Consider the following 17034-nt stretch of genomic DNA (forward strand, 5'->3'; position numbering starts at 1 on the left):
AAGAGACAGAAGAACATGATCTTCTGTAGATCAAAAGCTGATCAGACCTTTCTCATGAGTGATTGGGAAACAGGATTGTCTCCCCCTGGCTTCCCCATCAAGGGCATAACAAGGGCAAAACAAAGGGTAAAACAATATTAAATTGACAGGGAAGCCGGGGGGCTTTCAAAGCAAATCCTATAGGAATCCAGAGACATTCCAGGTATCCGGATCCAACTGGAAATTACTCTAGATCGAGCTCTTATTACTAATATACGAGGAGGGATGGATCGTGAAAATGAGAATAACAATCGCTGCGTTGTCTGTTACCAGCCTATTTGCTATCGGATTAATCATCTTTGGGGCTATTCATACAGTTTCTGCTGTTTCCCTGCAAAATAAAACGCAGACCCAGTTCGGAGTCAGCAAATCTTCCGTTCAGGAGGATATAGCAGCTGCACAGAAGAATGCACAGATTGACGAAAAAACGAATACCATTACCTATTCAGGCAATAGTGTGAAGCTTGTCATTGCGGGGAGTCCTGAAAAAGCAGATGGCAAATTTGTCATAAACGGTTTGGTCAATCCGAAGCTAATCATTCCTAGAGGTTCTGATGTCACGGTGGAGTTTGTAAACGAAGACGGAGACGTGCCGCACGCCTTCGAAATCACCGATGCTGTACCGCCCTATGACTATATGTCGATGATGGACGGAGGTATCTACCCGGGAAGTGTCATACGTGCATTGCCCAAAACCTCAGGCGGCCATTACGCAATGGCAACGACCACATTCCAGGCCAGTCAGCTAGGTACATTTTATTATATCTGTCAGTATCCAGGCCATGCACAAAAGGGCATGTATGGTAAACTGATGATTAAATAGCAAAGTAACAAATTAAATCGAGTAGAATGAGCAAATCGCAGGATCAAAAACATCACGCGGTTTGCTTTTGTCACACTTTAAGTAGCCTTCGTTAGACTAATGCCATGATAGCTAAATGAGAACTGATTGAAAAAAATCGGTGAGCAAAACTGTTTCCGAAATACCCATACGGGTATATACTACAAATGTATTCGGAACGAGTAGTTAAAAAACTGAGTTTTCGGCTCGCCGGAGATAAGAAATTCAAATAGTAAGATTATGAAAAATTTTATAAAGGGGTTTTGGATAATGAATCAGATTACAGTGTACACGACCACAACTTGTCCCTATTGCCACATGGTGAAGCATTTTCTAAAAAAACAAGGGCTGCCATTTCAAGAAGTCAATGTGCAGCAAAATCCTGCTGCCGGTCAACGTCTTGTGGAAACTACCGGTCAAATGGGCGTGCCGCAAACAAATGTCAATGGCCAATGGGTGATCGGATACGATCCTGACCGAATCATGGGGTTTGTTCAGTCATGATTTCGGCTGTCAGACAACATTCCGAGAAAATTTATACCGATGATTTCATGAGTGAGTAAGGCAATAAATTCATTATGGAATACGATTTACTTAAAATTCAATAGTCGATAAAAAGAGAAGATGAACCTCTTCTCTTTTTATCACCTGAAGGTTTTGTAATCATTATACCCGATGGGGGTATGATGAAATTGAGCGTTGCGGTGTGGCCAGCTATTTAGGCGAAGCAGCAAAATCAAATGTAAAGACAACGGATATCGTAGTTTCTGACTAAGGAGAAATGTATTCATGAGATGCCTATTCTTTTGCAAACCAAAAATTAAAAAGATCAGCACTACCGAACTAAAGAAAGTCTATCTGACGAGTAAAAAGGGCAAATATTTTCTTGACGTACGTACGAAAGCAGAATTCAGTGGCCAGTCCATTCCGGGTTTTGTCAATATTCCACTGCAGACCCTGAGTAATCATCTCAACAGGATTCCGAAAGAAAAAGAAGTGGTTGTCATTTGTCAAAGCGGTATGAGAAGTTCGGTTGCCTGTAAGGTTTTAAAAAAAGCAGGTTATGAAAAAGTAACCAATGTTCGCGGTGGAATGAATCACTGGTTCTAACTTTTTTATGGGGGAAAATATACCCATATGGGTATTATAATGTGCCTGTTTTGAAAGAAGTTTGTCCAGAAATATGAGGACGGCACCATCCCGGAGGTTGTGAATATTCCCTTAGACGATCTGATGTTTTTGGTAAAGAAAAGATCATTGCAGTGACAAAAGGATCAATGTATATCATTCTGTTGCTCTCGCTCTGTGGACTATATTTGTCATTCTATAAGAAAAAATAATGTCCAAAGGGAGCCTGCCAATATTCAGATTCCTTTTGGACATGGTAAGTTTTCGCACCGCTAAGCTAATTTTCCTCAGGATGCCGCTCGCTTAGACTGTTTTAGAAATTGGATTGAGAACGGATACATCAGCACCGAACTTGCACATTGCATCGCAGTCACATTTTAAATCGGAAAACAGTATATACGACATGGCTGATTTCAATGCTTCTTCTTTCAGAAACGAGGGGCGGAGTAATTGTGCTCTGATCTCTTCTTCACGTGTGTCAGGAGCAACAAGAAACAGTTTGCAAGCTTGATCGACCGATAAAGACAGATCATACAATCTGAGAATTCCAGAATAGATCGATGTGCTTTTCTCCACCTCAAAGCCGCTGATGATTTTGTTGTTCTGATTCAGCCACAGGACATCAATTAGTGAAATCGTATCAGATACATTTTTGTCAATACCGGATAAAGGCAGGCCGGAGATCGAATATTCCCCCAGCTTTTGCCCGTTGTATTCTCTTTTGTGATCGTTCTGTGCGATCCATACGTTATACCCTAGTGACTTTCCCAGTCTTGCCAGATGATACTGCATCTCGCTGTGTGCATTTTCTTCTGCAGAATCTTTGAGAACCTGGTCATGCCGTTTTTTCAGCATTTTTAATCGCTTTTTCTCTTCAATGTCCAGCACATGCTCCGCATTTTCTGGAATGACGAGCCGGCCTGATCCGATTTCGAACAGCAAACCGGTGAACGCGCCTAAATCTTTCGACAGACTGTGACGTTCATTCACCGACAGAATGTACGCTCTCATTTCGAGATAAGCCGGCCAGGAACCCAGCTTTATTTTCTTGTTGAAAAGTTCATTGAACCCGCGGACAATGGCAGTATTGAACGGTGGAAACCAGGTGGGGTGGAGAAAATAGATGATATTGGCAACGGCAGGGCCTAATCCCTTAATCCGTAATTGATTAAGCTTAACAATCCCCTCAAAAATCTGTTTCTCATTATTTGCTTGCAGACATGTATTCAGAAATCTTCCAAAGGCCAGCTGATTCGTTGCATTTTCATAAATATCGGGAATCCGGAGCTTAGGTTTCCAGAAAAACGGATGCGCCGCACCCTCAAAGATTTGTTTCTGCTCAGAGATCGCAGTCACAACAATCTCCAGACTGGATCCCTTAAAATCATTGCCAAAGGTACGGGCTTCAATCTCTGTAACGACCTGATTAACGCCTTTTTTAATCGTTCGGAATGCTTTGAGACGTTCATCATTGTTAATGAACCAGGTGTGATAAACCGATTCCGTGTCTTGCATGTACTCCTTAACCACTTGACTCATCATACTGCTGGCCAACGCGCATACCTCCGGAAAACATGTATAGACCTATTATAGCCGAAATACATATCCGTGAGATGATCAATATCCTGATCTGTTCTCAAAGAGTAAACGATGCGGTCAGAGAGCACCATCTGATTTCTATGCAAAAAAATGAGGGGAAAAGTGTTTTAACTTTCCCCCTCACAATTTCCTGAACCACAATTCATGATCTCCAGAAAACTTACTCAGGTTTATTATTGTTTGAAGCCTTGGGAACATAGTCTGAATGGTAATCGGTATAGTTGACTTCGGTCACCATCCCGGCGTTCGCATGATGCAGATCATGGCAATGGAACATCCAGATGCCGGGATTGTCCGCCAGAAAAGCAACTTCATAAGTTTCGCCCGGCTTAACATTTAACGAATCTTTATAGATCGGTGATCCGGTGACCGGTTTGCCATTCTTGCTCAGTACCTGGAATTCATGACCATGCAAATGCATTGGATGGTTATTCATATGATCACGACTAACCAGCTTGACTTTCACCCGATCGTCGGTTTTGACCTTGATCGGATCTGTGTTGGGGAAGGATTTTCCGTTGATCGTATAGATCATCCCGTTATTATTCATGCCTGCGTTAAGGCTCATGGTGTATGAGACATCGTATTTTTGATTCAGTGTGAACTCAGGTTTTGTTTTAGTACCATAGTCGGCAAAGTTGATGGCCGGTAATTGTGTACCTGCATCGGGCTGATCGGTTGATTTCGTGCTGCCTTTATAATTAATCAGCGCCTTCATTCTATTCGTACCCTTCGCTGTCCCATGGTCTTCAATATACCATTTCCCCGGATTGTCCGCGGTGAAGGAAACATCATACCGTTCACCTGGAGCGATGGAAATAACCTGATTTTTTACGGCTTGCGGATTATTGACAGGCTGACCATCGGTTGCGATGACTTTAATACTGTGGCCATGGATATGAATGTTGTGCGGAAGGTAGCCGGCATTAATGAAACGCAGCCGTACTTTATCGCCCGTCGACACGGTCAGAGGTTTGACCAGACTGCCGCTTTTTCCATTAATCGTGTACAGATTGTACATACTCATATTGTCGGCCATCATATTTGGCAGCATGTTATTGCTATTATTGTCTCCACTGCCTGAACTTCCGTTCCCCATATTATCCATGTTCATTCCGCTGTTCCCGCCGCCGGAACTCCCTTGATCGGAACTCCCCATGTCCATACCAGGCATGCTGCCCATTCCTGAGCTGTCACTGTTTTTATTCTGCCCCCCGGGTGTCATGGCTTTGACTTGGCTGTTGATCTGATTTTGATCGGTCACCCACTCATCCAGCATTAAGGTATAATCTTTGTCGAATTTTTCTTTCGGGTCTTCCACGATGAAGGCGCCGTATAATCCTCGATCCACCTGATTTACTGAATCCTGGTGGGAATGATACCAGTAGGTGCCCGCCTGACTGGCAACAAATTCATAAGTAAAGCTCTTTCCGGGTGCTACAGCGTCTTGTGTGACGCCCGGTATGCCGTCCATCTGATTGGGAACTTTATAGCCGTGCCAGTGGATAGAAACGGGAGCAGAAAGCTCATTTTTTAAAGTAACACGAAATTTCTGACCTTTTTTTACCCGGATCTCCGGGCCGGGTGTTGACCCGTTGAACGTCCAGACTGGGACGGTCACCCCATTGCTCAGTTTTTGTGTCCCCTTTTCAGCTACGAGTGTAATATTCGGGCCCCTTAATATCGAAGGCGATTTTGAAGCAGCTGAGTTGCTGCCTGCCGTTTGCTGACTGGCTGCATTCTTATTCTCTGTCGACGCAGAACACGCATTAATAATGAGCAGTGCAAAAACGGCTATTACAATTAAAAGAAACTTTTTCATACTGCCATCTCCTATCTTATCTCAATGCTAAAAGTGTATCGGACAATTGTTGAGAAACTGTGAAGATTTACAATGTGTTATAGAATCGTGGAAAGAATTTCAGCAGTTAATCAATTTATCTCATGATTAATTGACATTGAAGTACACAATGCAATGATATAAGTCATATTTTTGCATGATTCAACTGGGTGAAGAGATTCCTGATGCCGTTCACTGTTTCTACATATTTGTTGTGTACGCTGATCACAGAAAAGAACGCACTGATTTCAATAATCACTGGGATCGAAAAAGTTTCAGCCTGTTCGACCTCAGTTGATTGAATAATATCAAGGGGAAAAAATTTACTGTATGATGGAAGAAGGTGATGGATGTGAAAAAAATAAAAATCCTGATGGTCGATGATGACTGGAAACTACGTAATCTGCTGAGGATCTATCTGGCCAAAGAAGGCTTTGATACGGTTGAAGCATCAGATGGTCCTGAAGCGTTGCTGAAAATTAAAGATCAATCTTTTGATCTGGTGATCCTTGATGTGATGATGCCGAAGATGGATGGCTGGCAGGTCTGCCAGTCGATTCGCATGACACAGTCTGTCCCGATTCTGATGCTGACAGCTCTTGGTGAGACAAAAGAAAAGGTCCACGGCCTCGAGCTTGGGGCCGATGATTATCTGACGAAGCCGTTCGATCCGGAAGAATTGATTGCTCGTGTTCATGCATTGATCCGCCGTGCCGCGTCAGCCGTGACTGCCGGTCAGACAAACAACCACGCGCTGCAATTTCCGTCATTAAAAATTGACAGCGATGGACGTCAGGTTTTTATTGCTGATCAGCCGCTTGATCTGACGCCGAAAGAATTCGATCTTTTTTTGACACTCGCTAAGAACAAAGGTCGCGTTCTGTCTCGGGAACAGCTGATCGAACTGATCTGGGGGTACGATTTTGAAGGCGATCTGCGTGTTGTTGATATCCATGTGAAAAACATCAGAGAAAAGCTGAAGAAATCCGGTCTGGCTTATAATCCGATTCAGACAAGCTGGGGCGTAGGGTACAAATTTGAGGCCGAGGCCGGAGCATCATGACGATCAATCGGATCGGGCTGAAACTAGGTGCCGCTGCCCTTATTCTGATGATTGTTGTTCTCGTGTCTTCCGGTCTTGCAGTAGATCGATTATTCGCCAGTTTCTATGATACTCAGGTGAAAAACAATACACAGGAAATCGCCGCACACTTCGCGACGATGGCCGAATCCAATGGCACTTCCTCACAATCCATGATTCGGGATTTTGCCAGATTTTCCAGCGTGAAAGTCTACTGGCTGAACAAAGACGGAAAAGCAGCGGCCTTTCCAGGTGAAAAGCAGCCGGATGTGCCTTTGATGCGGGCAAAGAATACCCGGAAGCTGCTCTCCGGCCAGTCGGTCGCTTTTCAAGATAAGGATGTCCATGGAAACCGGTATTATATTGTCGGCAGACCTGTACAAGTGGGAAAAGCTACAGGGTCTGCGATCTATATTGTCTCTTCGATGAAGAAGATCGATGCCTCTTTGCAGCGACTGCGAAACTTGCTTATGTTATCCGGACTGGGTGCTTTTCTGCTTGCTTTAGGGATGATTCTGATCATGAGCAAACTGCTTTCCCGGCCGCTGCTTCAGATGCAGCAGATGACGGATAAAATGGCCAGGGGAGACTGGGATACGCGGCTTCAGGTCAGGAGCAAGGATGAAATCGGCATGCTCGGCTACTCGATAAACGATCTTGCTGCCAGTCTGCAAAGATATCGTGACACGCGGCGAGCATTTTTTTCAAATATTTCTCATGAACTTCGGACACCGGTAACCTATCTGCAGGGGTATGCCAAGGTTCTGTCAGACGGACTGGTCGACTCTGATAAGGAAAAGAAGCAGTACCTCGGAATCATCTATCAGGAGTCCGTTCGTCTTGAACATTTGATTAATGATCTGTTTGACCTCGCGAAAATGGAGGAAGGGCAGATTAAACTGAATATGGAGCCGCTTGATCTTAGAGAAATCATCAAGGCGGCTGTTCAGAAAGTCCGGCTTAAAGCAGATCAGAAACGGCTCAGTCTTCAGATGGATGTGCACGATCACATTCCGCTGATCCGCGGCGATCGTAAGCGGGTGGAACAGGTCCTGTTAAATTTGCTTGAAAATGCTATCCGCTATACGGACAAGGGCCATGTTCTGATTCGGCTGACGGCGAATCAAAAAGCGGTCGTTCTCTCCGTAGCAGATACCGGCATCGGCATTCCTGAAGACGAACTGCCGTATATCTTTGAACGATTCTATCGTGTGGAAAAATCACGTTCGCGTCAATACGGCGGGACAGGTCTCGGCCTGTCGATTGTAAAAAAATACGTGCAGATGCAGGGCGGAACCGTTCACGCCGAGAGTCGGACAGGAGCGGGGACGACGTTCATAGTGAGCTTTCCTTTGGAGCAAAGCCAGAGAAAGGGCGGGATGAAACGATGAAGAAAACAGACTGGTTCTTTTCTGCTTTTTTGATCATTATGGGTCTGACCTGCCTGCTCTTTTCGGCCAGTGCGTTTGGCCACGAGAGTTTTCTGGCATTTGGAAGAACACTGTTCAAGGTCTGCATGTGGGCAGCCTGCCCGATTGTCCTTTTTGGTAGTCTGTATCTTTGGTTTCACTATAGAAACAAAGGATAATTTTTTCTTCTTTTACTTTTTTGGGAATTACTCAGTTTCTACATGGGTTCCACATCGATTCCACACAATTCTTGTTTACACTCATGATTGTAGAACGAGAGGAGGAAGGAATCGATGGACTGGTCCTGGCTGCTGTTGCTTGCTTGTCCCCTGATGATGCTCCCAATGATGTTTATGATGATGAAGGGAAACCATTCGGACACCGACCACTCAGAACACCAGCACGGCGCAAACGAGTCGGCCGACTTGAAAGAACAGAATAAACTGCTGCGGGAACAACTTCAGCAGTTGAAACACAAGGATGAATCTTGAACAATGACAGGGAGGGATAGTAATGAATTGCTGCGGTAATCACGATCACCAAGCGCATAAGCATGAAAGCCAGCAGAAACAGAGCGAGCTTGATGCGTTAAAAGAAGAGAACAGTCGGCTGAAGAGCGAGCTTAAGCAACTAATAACCAAGCAAGCGTAACTATTTGAGGAGGGGTTGGTAATGAATTGCTGCGGAAATTCAGGCGACAATCCGGACAATGAAGACCACAATGGCCATGGAACACATAAGCACAGCCATCTGCTGATGATGGCAGTCTGCTTCATTATCCCGATAGCGGTCATCATCGGTTTGCTTTTTACAGGAGGATTCACAGGATCAAACAGTTTGCTTATACTCGCAGCGGTGCTGATCTGCCCGCTGATGCATCTGTTCATGATGCCATCGATAATGAAAAAAGGGAACGAGCACCATCATTGAGCTGTAAAATCAGAACTATAATCGATGATTCCTCACAGAGACGAAAACTCGACCGGGTTTTTCGTCTCTATATTTATAAGGATTTGTGAAAATGAGAGTGGCATTCATCTTGGCAAGGTTCTTACATTGAGCGGGGGAAACACATGAAACACGCGTATAGAAATATCATCATTTATACATTTACTGTTCTGGTTGTTATGGGCATCATCAAATGGTTCACCGGTCCGACGACTGGTGTTGAACCAATGTCGTTCAGCACCTTTCAGCAACATTTGGTCAAGGGAGATGTCAGAGAACTGGCACTTCAGCCTTATGGAAGCGTCTATACAGCAACAGGCCGGTTAAATAATGCAGGCAAGAAGACCACCTTTAGAGCTTATGTTCCGGCAAGTGAAAAGGAAATCAATCAGATTACCTCATTGGCGAAGCAATCCAATCTGACGATTAAACCGGAAGCATCCACCCCTGGATGGATCCTGTTTCTTACTTCACTGGTGCCGTTTATTCTGATGACCTGGCTGATTTTCTTTCTGATGAACCGTACGCGGGGCGGCAGCCAGATGATGAGTGCCGGCAAGAGTACGGCGAAACTTTACAAAGAAGATAATCATAAAGTCACGTTCAGCGATGTGGCTGGTGCGGATGAGGAAAAGCAAGAGTTAGTCGAGATTGTTGATTTCCTGAAAGATCCTGGAAAATTTTCTGTTCTGGGTGCACGAATTCCAAAAGGCGTCTTGCTTGAGGGTCCTCCGGGAACAGGGAAAACATTACTGGCCCGGGCGGTTGCCGGAGAGGCGGGTGTACCATTTTTTTCGATCAGCGGTTCTGACTTTGTAGAAATGTTCGTGGGTATCGGTGCTTCCAGAGTGCGCAATTTATTTGAACAGGCGAAAAAGAATCCGCCATGTATCATCTTTATAGATGAAATTGATGCTGTTGGCAGGCAGAGGGGTGCAGGACTGGGCGGTGGAAATGATGAACGGGAACAAACTCTGAACCAGCTTCTTGTAGAAATGGATGGTTTTGCTGCTGATGAACGAATTATTGTTATTGCAGCGACCAACAGGCCGGATATTTTAGATCCCGCTTTGATGAGGCCGGGTCGTTTTGATCGCCAGATTGTCGTTGGCCGACCGGATCTGAGGGGACGCGAAGCAATCCTCAGGGTTCATGCGCGTAATAAACCCCTGTCGAGAAAAATTGAGTTGAAGACCGTAGCAAAACTGACACCTGGATTTTCCGGAGCCGATCTTGAGAATCTGTTGAATGAAGCAGCTCTGGCTGCAGCCCGTGCAAACAAAATCGTTATTGATATGGAAGATATTAATGAAGCTGTTGAGCGTGTCATTGCCGGTGTCGCAAAAAAATCTCGTGTGATTTCAAAAAAAGAGCAGAATATTGTTGCGTATCATGAATCCGGACACACAATCATGGGTCTTGCACTGAATGGTGCCGATGAAGTGCATAAAGTGACGATTATTCCCCGGGGGCAGGCTGGCGGATATACAATTTCCTTGCCAAAAGAAGACCGGCATTTAATAACCCGATCGGAGTTGCTGGAGAAGATTGCCGGACTGCTTGGCGGCCGTGCGGCTGAAGAAATTATCTTCGGTGAAGTATCAACAGGCGCAAGCAATGACTTTCAGAGGGCTACCGGTATCGCCAGACGCATGGTGACGGAGTGGGGAATGAGTGAGAAGCTTGGTCCGCTGCAGTTTGGCAATAGCAGCGGTCAGCCCTTTCTCGGCATGATACAGGGTGAACAAACGAACAGTGACCGGATTGCTTATGAAATCGATACCGAAGTTCAACAAATCATTAAAAAGCAATATGCACGCTGCAAGCAATTGCTCATGGAACATAGGGATAAACTTGAATTGATGGCGCAAACGCTGCTGAAGGTTGAAACCCTGGAAGCCGGACAGATTAGGGCCTTGTATGATCGTGGAGAATTTATCCAGGCAAGCGGTGACGGAGATTCATTTGTTTTAAAAAAATTCTTACTGAGTTCAGAGGTTAAGAAGATACAATCAGAGAAGCTGGCAGCATACTGAATGCCGGCTTCTTTTTTTCATCACGGTTCGTCCCGATCAGCTTTGGATCAGAATTGTTATTGAGAATCACATCTTGATACCACATCGTTTCCACATACTTTTTCGATAAGATTCAGGCTATAAAGTTATTATTTTCGAGAGGAGAAACATTCATGTGGTTTCCAGGACCTGTTTTATTCAGAATCGGATCAACACCGATTAATACATTGGGGACAGCCATTGCACTAGCCACACTCATCGGATTGCTGCTCGCAGACCGCGATGCAAAGAGTCAGGGCATTGATACTGATTCTATGCTGGAGCTCTCTGTTTATTCTGTACTCGGCGGAGTGATAGGGGCCAGATTATGGTTCGTACTCTTCAACTGGTCCTATTATGCCGCTCATCCTGGTGAGGTTTTAATGGTCTGGATGGGGGGATTGGCAATACAGGGGGGGATTCTTGGAGGGATTTTGACAGGTATCCGGCTCGCAAAGAAGAGGAAGCTGCCAGTTTGGCAGGTCGCTGATATCGTGGCGTCTCCACTGATCCTTGGAATGGCCATCGGCCGTTTCTCGGATTTTCTGACTGGCGATGCCTATGGGATTCCAAGTCATTCATTTCTGGCTGTACAGTATCCCCCGGGAACGTTTGTCTACAATGTATTTGGTAGCCAGCCGGTTTTGCCGATGCCTTTATTTGAAGCGATTGGTGACTTGGTTATTTTGGGCATCATGCTCTTGATAAAAAACAGAAAACCATTCCAGGGTTTTCTATTCTTGTTAATGCTGGAACTCTATTCGGTATTGAGATTTACGTTAGAGTTCTGGAGAGGCGACAGTCTCAGAACGGTTCTTAATTTAAAAGTCGCCCAGCTGACTGCTATGGTAACGATCTTTATCGCTGTTGGTTTTATGATCCGGCGTTTCAGGCAAATGAAAGCATATCGCAGAGAGAATAGTTGAAAGAACGAAAAAAGTCAGAGGGGAAACAAAAATATGAAAAAAGAAGGATTCGGATCAACCCCAAATGGTAAAAAGCCAGGTCGGAGGAAAGCACTGTTGAAGTCTATCGTTTCCATTTTGTTTGCCATAATTGCGACATCGCACCATTGGCTGCATGTATTATTGATCTCCCTTGGCTTGACTTCGGTCGGGGCGGCTTTATTTAATTTGCCTCCTGTTTTAAGAATCATTCTGCTGATTATTTCGCTGGCGGTTTCAATCCGTTTTATTTTCGTAGCAAAACGCAAATGGAAATCTGAACGGTCTGTTGCATGGGTGTATGTTGTCTCTTCAATTCTTTCAATTGTAATCGTATTTTCGGCTGTACCCCAAACTGTCAGTATGATCATTCAGTCTCCTTCAAATACACAGAATCCCGGCAATATAGGTACACACGACCATAATCACAGTGATATGAATAAATTGCCATAAAATGATTAAGGGCAAGTATGGAGGTAACAAAATGGACTCAAAGATTTATGACGTGATTATTACCGGCGCAGGTCCCGGCGGTACTTCGCTGGCGGCAAGCCTCGCGAATACCGGACTTCATGTTCTGATTTTGGAGAAACAGAGATTTCCTCGATATAAAGTCTGCGGGGGCGGGGTAACCAGAAGAGCCCTTCTGAAAATGCCGGTTGATATCTCGCCGGTTATCCGTGATCAGATCACTACGTTTGTTACGGTTGAAGGAGATCAAGAGATTCAGGAGTTTAAACATAAAACACCTTTTATTTACATGGTGATGCGAACCGAAATGGATCAATTACTGGCGAAACATGCCGTTGACTGTGGCGCAGAACTGAAAGAGGACGCCTTTGTCATAAAAGTTGTCGAGCACAATGATCAAGTTAACGTGTACACAAGAAATCAGCAATACTCATGCCGATATTTGATTGGCGCCGATGGTGTGAACAGCATTGTTGCGAAACAGTCCGGTTTAATGTCCGGACGGAGAAAAGCTCTGGCACTGGAATATGAATTAAAATGTGATCGGATCACAACCGTAAATTATAAAAATAAGGTGGTTATTGATTATACAAGTGTTCCTGATGGATATGCGTGGGTTTTTCCAAAAAATGATATTTTATCAGCAGGCATCGGCTCCTATTCCTTAAATCAGAAACAAATGAGCCGCTACTTACTTTCATTTCTTGATAAGCGGAAATTAAGCGGGTATCTGTTAAGTGCGAAGGGATCCTTTTTATCTGCAGGAGGAGTACGGCAGAAAATCATGACGCAACGAACCGCATTAATCGGAGACGCCGCCGGACTGGTCGATTCATTTGCCGGGGAGGGCATCTACTATGCTTTGTGGAGTGCTGCATTACTTGCTGAACGATTAAAAGAGACAATTAAAGATGGTCATCGAGATGCATTCGCAGCTTATCAAAACGATGTCGACCAGCTTATCCTACCTGAACTCAGAGCATTGGATCAGTTCGGAAGAGAATTCTATAAAGATCCGAAATTCATGCAAAAGATGGTTGCCCGTTTTCCAAAATTACTGAATCTGGTCTTTGATGTTCTTCAAGGAAAAAGGGATTATTTCAAGTTGTACAAGAAATTCATTATCGTCAAATCATACGGCCGCTTTCTTAATCTGAAAACCAGTTGAATCAATTCGGCAGGTAATTAGCTAATTGCAATACATAATTTGATATTCCTGAACAAAATTCCCGGCCAACTTGACTTGGCTTAAAATTCAGTGTATATTAAATAATATGGATAGAATATGAAAATAATTGAAGCGTTGTTAGTGGGTTTATGTTTGTCTTATAATGAAGTTCAACATTCATAATTCATTTATTATAAAAGGGTTATCAATGTTAGTCGTTATTTTATTGGTACTTTTTTATAATATGTGAATTTTTTATTTTTCAGAGCGAAAATTCGGCTTATCATACTAAGCAGAGCAATCGTTTTTTAAGTGGAATGTGCACATATCAAAATTTTTTAATTAGGAGTGATTTATTTGATCGGTAATGTTAAATGGTTTAATGCAGACAAGGGCTATGGTTTCATCGAATCCGAAGGCAATGATGATGTATTCGTACATTTCAGCGCTATTCAGGGCGATGGCTTCAAGACATTGGATGAAGGCCAAAAGGTTGAATTCGATGTCGTTGATGGCCAGCGCGGCCCACAGGCTGCTAATGTCGTTCGACTGTAAATAGTGGTGATTGAAAAAGGACCGTTCTTCTTCGGAAGGATGGTTTTTTTGCTGCCTAAAATATTTCTGCGTTTATACATTTGCGAAATTCTGAAGTGTCCCTGCTGCCATAGTACTTATTTAGTTTAACGAAGATCTGCTCATGATAGAGTTTGAGAAATATGAGAAAGCGAGTCGTGACATATATCCTGTATTTTGTATCTCTATTTTTGCTCATCGTCGTTGTCGGGCTCCTGTTCAGGCCCCATGATATTCCGGTAGTGAACGGGCTCATTGTGTCACTTGGCGCAACAATTGGTTTAGTGATCGGCAATTTATTGTAGGATCGGAAGAAACAAAACAAATGAGTTTAAGGCGATTATCACAAGGCTTAAATGCAGTGCAACTGGCAATTTTCAATCATGGAGGCAAATACACCGGGGATCACATGCAGTTGATGCGATCAGAGCTTGCACTATCTGGTATACCGGGAACTGCTCAAGCAGGTCTGGGGCGGGCAAATGATCAACACCGACAGTAACTATTTCCGCGTCTATATCGGGCATATCCGCAAAAAAATCGAGGAAAACCCTACTCAGCCCAAAATGATTCTTACGGAGCCGGGCGTCGGCTATCGTTTTGTGGAATGAGATACATCGGGAATAACATCTGTTGATCTAAAAGGACCTTTTAGATTACAAAATTGGCATAAAAATTTGCAAAGTGATGGGTCTCACTTTGCCGGGATTCATTTTTTTCAGTGGTGATGCAAACCCCAAAAGTTGGACAGCTTAATTACGCTGTTTGCTCGGAGGTTGAAATCTGATAGTTAATCGGACTCCAGCCCCCAAGTTTTTCTTCGATCCGATTTTGTAAATGGTTTGTAGGCGGAAACACGAATATTTTATTAACAGTCTTAAAAACCACAGGCTCTGCCTGTGTGAAAATAAAGCTTCCAGAATCGTACCAGAAAAAACGCCTCAAGCGCTAAAATGGAGTTCGGCCGTCAACCGAAAAAAGAATAGCGAGGAGTGTCTGCGGCAAATGAATACGAGTCAGACTGAAGTGAGCAGCACCAATTCATCCATTTTTAAATTATCCCCCTTTAAAACCTTATCTCCGGAGCAGTCAGCACTGAAGGAAAAAGTGATCCGATTCTGCCGGGAACATGTGAGGGCCGGTTCGCCTGCTTTATTTGTGATTCGCGGCCGTGCCGGCACAGGGAAAAGCGTCGTGTTAAGTGCTGTATTTAATGAAATCCAGCACTTGTCGAGAAGCGGTGCTCCGGATGATCCCGTTTCTCACACCGACAATCGGCTGATTGTGAATCATGCAGAAATGTTCAAACTGTACAGGGAGCTTTCAGAAGATCTTCCTGACGTCCGAAAGAAAGATATCGATCGCCCGACGCCATTCATCAACAGATTGGACAGGAATCATCAGACCGCAGATATCGTACTGATTGACGAAGCCCATCTGCTCCTGACCAAGCGTGATTCGTACAACCGGTTCAATCAAGAGAATCAGCTTCTGGAGATCATCAGGCGCAGCCGGGTTGTGATACTTGTATTTGACGACAGACAGGTTCTGAAAATGAAAAGTTACTGGAATGAAGCAGCGCTTCAACGTTTTATCGCGCAATATCCATGCGAAGAATATCGGCTGACGCGTCAGTTCAGAATTCATGCAGAACCGGACGTATCAGAATGGATTTCCGGATTTGTTCATAAAAAGCTTCTTCCGCTGCCGAAGAAACAGCGGTTTGATTTCAGAATCTTTGAAGACGCCGGCGAGATGTATCATCTTATAAAAGAAAAAAATTCAGCCTGCGGACTCTCAAGGATGATTGCTACCTATGATTACCCGTATAAGCTGGACGGACAGGACCACTTCATTCATGAGAAAAACTTCACACTGCGCTGGGACCGGTCGAAACCAAATGAGCGGAAGCCGTGGGCGGAACGGCCGGAGTCGATTGATGAGGTCGGATCGGTGTATACGATCCAGGGGTTTGATCTGAATTTTGCAGGCGTCATCCTCGGCCCGTCGGTGGTGTATGACGAAAGCTGTGACCAGATTGCGATCGACACCAAAAAGTACGAGGATCAGGCTGCTTTTACCCGGAGAGATGATGTCCCTCATCCGGAAGCGGTCAAAGAACAAATCATTTTAAATTCGATAAATGTCCTGCTGACACGCGGGATGCGCGGCTTATATATTTATGCCGGCAATCCTGAACTTCGAAAGCGGCTTGCCACGCTTTAATTTGCTAAAAGTTACTGGCAATTCTGTCACAAATTGGTCATGAATCAGGATTGTCGGCGCTAACGAGAGGTCCGTCGTTTGATTGATCCGCCTAAATCGTAGATAATAGATAACAAACAGAGTTCCCTTTTTTCGACTTTCTTCCAACCATATCTAAAATTAATTATCTATGCTGCGAAAAGAGAATTGATCGATGTGACAGTCACTATGCTGATTCATGACCTGATAATCTTTATTATCCTGTCTCTTATAAATACATTCATTTCTATAAAATTACCCATCTCTTTGTTTCACGCCGACAGCTGGCTTTACCGTGAAAGAAGCTGGGAGCGGAAGGGTCAGATTTATCAGGATTACGTCTGGGTGAAAAAGTGGAAGAATCAACTGCCGGAACTGAGCGACTTTCTGACGTTCCTTTTCTCAAAGAAGAAAATGGCGCAGTTGGATCAGGATTATCTGTACCTGTTTGTTCTGGAAACCTGCCGCGCCGAGCTGACGCACTGGTGCATCATCTGGAGCATGCTTGCGTACAGCTTATGGCGCGGGACGCACAGTTCGATCCTCGTGCTCTTCATCGCGGTCGCGCTGAATCTGCCCTATGTCGTCATTCAACGGTACAACCGCCCCAGAGTGCTGGACATACTGGCCAACCGAAAGATCCATATCAATGAAAATATGAAAAACAATGTAGAAGTGTTTCATTAATTAAAGGG

Annotated in this window: 19 protein-coding genes; 16 read left to right on the top strand and 3 right to left on the bottom strand. The window is 44.3% G+C overall.

The genetic code is table 11. The annotated features are described in order from the left end of the window. Positions 1 to 277 precede the first annotated feature (277 nt). The 3 genes from D889_RS15260 to D889_RS0111390 all read left to right on the top strand — a co-directional run bounded on the left by D889_RS15260 (position 278) and on the right by D889_RS0111390 (position 1990). Positions 278 to 862 carry a sulfocyanin-like copper-binding protein gene (locus tag D889_RS15260; RefSeq protein WP_248676835.1) on the top strand — a complete coding sequence of 195 codons (585 nt, stop codon included), beginning with the start codon at positions 278 to 280 and terminating at the stop codon, positions 860 to 862. A 288-nt stretch (positions 863 to 1150) separates the two neighbouring features. After that, entirely contained in the window at positions 1151 to 1384 is a 234-nt protein-coding gene (locus D889_RS0111385; protein ID WP_010632597.1) for a glutaredoxin family protein, read from the top strand. 285 nt (positions 1385 to 1669) lie between these two features. Further along, positions 1670 to 1990 (top strand): rhodanese-like domain-containing protein, encoded by a 321-nt coding sequence (locus tag D889_RS0111390; RefSeq protein ID WP_010632598.1) that lies wholly within the window; start codon positions 1670 to 1672, stop codon positions 1988 to 1990. Positions 1991 to 2311: 321 nt separating this feature from the next. On the opposite strand, the gene D889_RS0111395 is transcribed toward D889_RS0111390, so the two are convergent. Continuing rightward, on the bottom strand, positions 2312 to 3562 hold the full coding sequence (locus D889_RS0111395; RefSeq protein WP_010632599.1) for a hypothetical protein: 1251 nt from the start codon (positions 3560 to 3562) through the stop codon (positions 2312 to 2314). 205 nt (positions 3563 to 3767) lie between these two features. Then, positions 3768 to 5429, bottom strand: coding sequence for a multicopper oxidase family protein (locus D889_RS0111400; protein WP_010632600.1), 1662 nt, complete (start codon positions 5427 to 5429; stop codon positions 3768 to 3770). A 364-nt stretch (positions 5430 to 5793) separates the two neighbouring features. On the opposite strand from D889_RS0111400, the gene D889_RS0111410 reads away from it, so the two are divergent. The 7 genes from D889_RS0111410 to lgt all read left to right on the top strand — a co-directional run bounded on the left by D889_RS0111410 (position 5794) and on the right by lgt (position 11865). Then, positions 5794 to 6510, top strand: a complete 717-nt coding sequence (locus tag D889_RS0111410; protein WP_010632601.1) for a response regulator transcription factor — start codon at positions 5794 to 5796, stop codon at positions 6508 to 6510. Further along, complete coding sequence (locus D889_RS0111415; RefSeq protein ID WP_010632602.1) at positions 6507 to 7919, top strand: sensor histidine kinase; 1413 nt, start codon at positions 6507 to 6509, stop codon at positions 7917 to 7919. The genes D889_RS0111410 and D889_RS0111415 overlap by 4 nt, the downstream gene beginning before the upstream one ends. Continuing rightward, entirely contained in the window at positions 7916 to 8116 is a 201-nt protein-coding gene (locus D889_RS0111420; RefSeq protein ID WP_010632603.1) for a hypothetical protein, read from the top strand. The genes D889_RS0111415 and D889_RS0111420 overlap by 4 nt, the downstream gene beginning before the upstream one ends. Positions 8117 to 8230: 114 nt before the next feature. Beyond that, on the top strand, positions 8231 to 8428 hold the full coding sequence (locus tag D889_RS0111425; protein ID WP_010632604.1) for a hypothetical protein: 198 nt from the start codon (positions 8231 to 8233) through the stop codon (positions 8426 to 8428). 181 nt (positions 8429 to 8609) lie between these two features. Then, positions 8610 to 8867 carry a DUF2933 domain-containing protein gene (locus D889_RS0111435; protein WP_010632605.1) on the top strand — a complete coding sequence of 86 codons (258 nt, stop codon included), beginning with the start codon at positions 8610 to 8612 and terminating at the stop codon, positions 8865 to 8867. A 143-nt stretch (positions 8868 to 9010) separates the two neighbouring features. Beyond that, positions 9011 to 10921 carry an ATP-dependent zinc metalloprotease FtsH gene (gene ftsH / locus D889_RS0111440; protein WP_010632606.1) on the top strand — a complete coding sequence of 637 codons (1911 nt, stop codon included), beginning with the start codon at positions 9011 to 9013 and terminating at the stop codon, positions 10919 to 10921. 152 nt (positions 10922 to 11073) lie between these two features. Beyond that, entirely contained in the window at positions 11074 to 11865 is a 792-nt protein-coding gene (gene lgt / locus D889_RS0111445; protein WP_010632607.1) for a prolipoprotein diacylglyceryl transferase, read from the top strand. 14 nt (positions 11866 to 11879) lie between these two features. On the opposite strand, the gene D889_RS0111450 is transcribed toward lgt, so the two are convergent. After that, positions 11880 to 12254 carry a hypothetical protein gene (locus D889_RS0111450; RefSeq protein WP_010632608.1) on the bottom strand — a complete coding sequence of 125 codons (375 nt, stop codon included), beginning with the start codon at positions 12252 to 12254 and terminating at the stop codon, positions 11880 to 11882. Between the two features lie 113 nt (positions 12255 to 12367). Between D889_RS0111450 and D889_RS0111455 the strand changes: the two genes are divergently transcribed. The 6 genes from D889_RS0111455 (at position 12368) to D889_RS0111475 (ending at position 17026) form a co-directional block, all read left to right on the top strand. After that, positions 12368 to 13522 (top strand): NAD(P)/FAD-dependent oxidoreductase, encoded by a 1155-nt coding sequence (locus tag D889_RS0111455; protein WP_010632609.1) that lies wholly within the window; start codon positions 12368 to 12370, stop codon positions 13520 to 13522. 357 nt (positions 13523 to 13879) lie between these two features. Then, positions 13880 to 14077 carry a cold shock domain-containing protein gene (locus tag D889_RS0111460; RefSeq protein WP_010632610.1) on the top strand — a complete coding sequence of 66 codons (198 nt, stop codon included), beginning with the start codon at positions 13880 to 13882 and terminating at the stop codon, positions 14075 to 14077. A gap of 161 nt (positions 14078 to 14238) precedes the next feature. Continuing rightward, complete coding sequence (locus tag D889_RS15640; RefSeq protein WP_154649989.1) at positions 14239 to 14400, top strand: hypothetical protein; 162 nt, start codon at positions 14239 to 14241, stop codon at positions 14398 to 14400. 126 nt (positions 14401 to 14526) lie between these two features. Next, positions 14527 to 14706 carry a winged helix-turn-helix domain-containing protein gene (locus D889_RS0111465; protein ID WP_010632611.1) on the top strand — a complete coding sequence of 60 codons (180 nt, stop codon included), beginning with the start codon at positions 14527 to 14529 and terminating at the stop codon, positions 14704 to 14706. Between the two features lie 394 nt (positions 14707 to 15100). Beyond that, positions 15101 to 16321 (top strand): DUF2075 domain-containing protein, encoded by a 1221-nt coding sequence (locus D889_RS0111470; RefSeq protein ID WP_010632612.1) that lies wholly within the window; start codon positions 15101 to 15103, stop codon positions 16319 to 16321. 207 nt (positions 16322 to 16528) lie between these two features. Continuing rightward, on the top strand, positions 16529 to 17026 hold the full coding sequence (locus tag D889_RS0111475; protein WP_010632613.1) for a glycosyl-4,4'-diaponeurosporenoate acyltransferase CrtO family protein: 498 nt from the start codon (positions 16529 to 16531) through the stop codon (positions 17024 to 17026). The last annotated feature ends 8 nt before the right edge of the window (positions 17027 to 17034 follow it).

This window comes from Sporolactobacillus vineae DSM 21990 = SL153 (assembly GCF_000377985.1).
In the GTDB taxonomy this organism is placed as follows: domain Bacteria; phylum Bacillota; class Bacilli; order Bacillales; family Sporolactobacillaceae; genus Sporolactobacillus; species Sporolactobacillus vineae.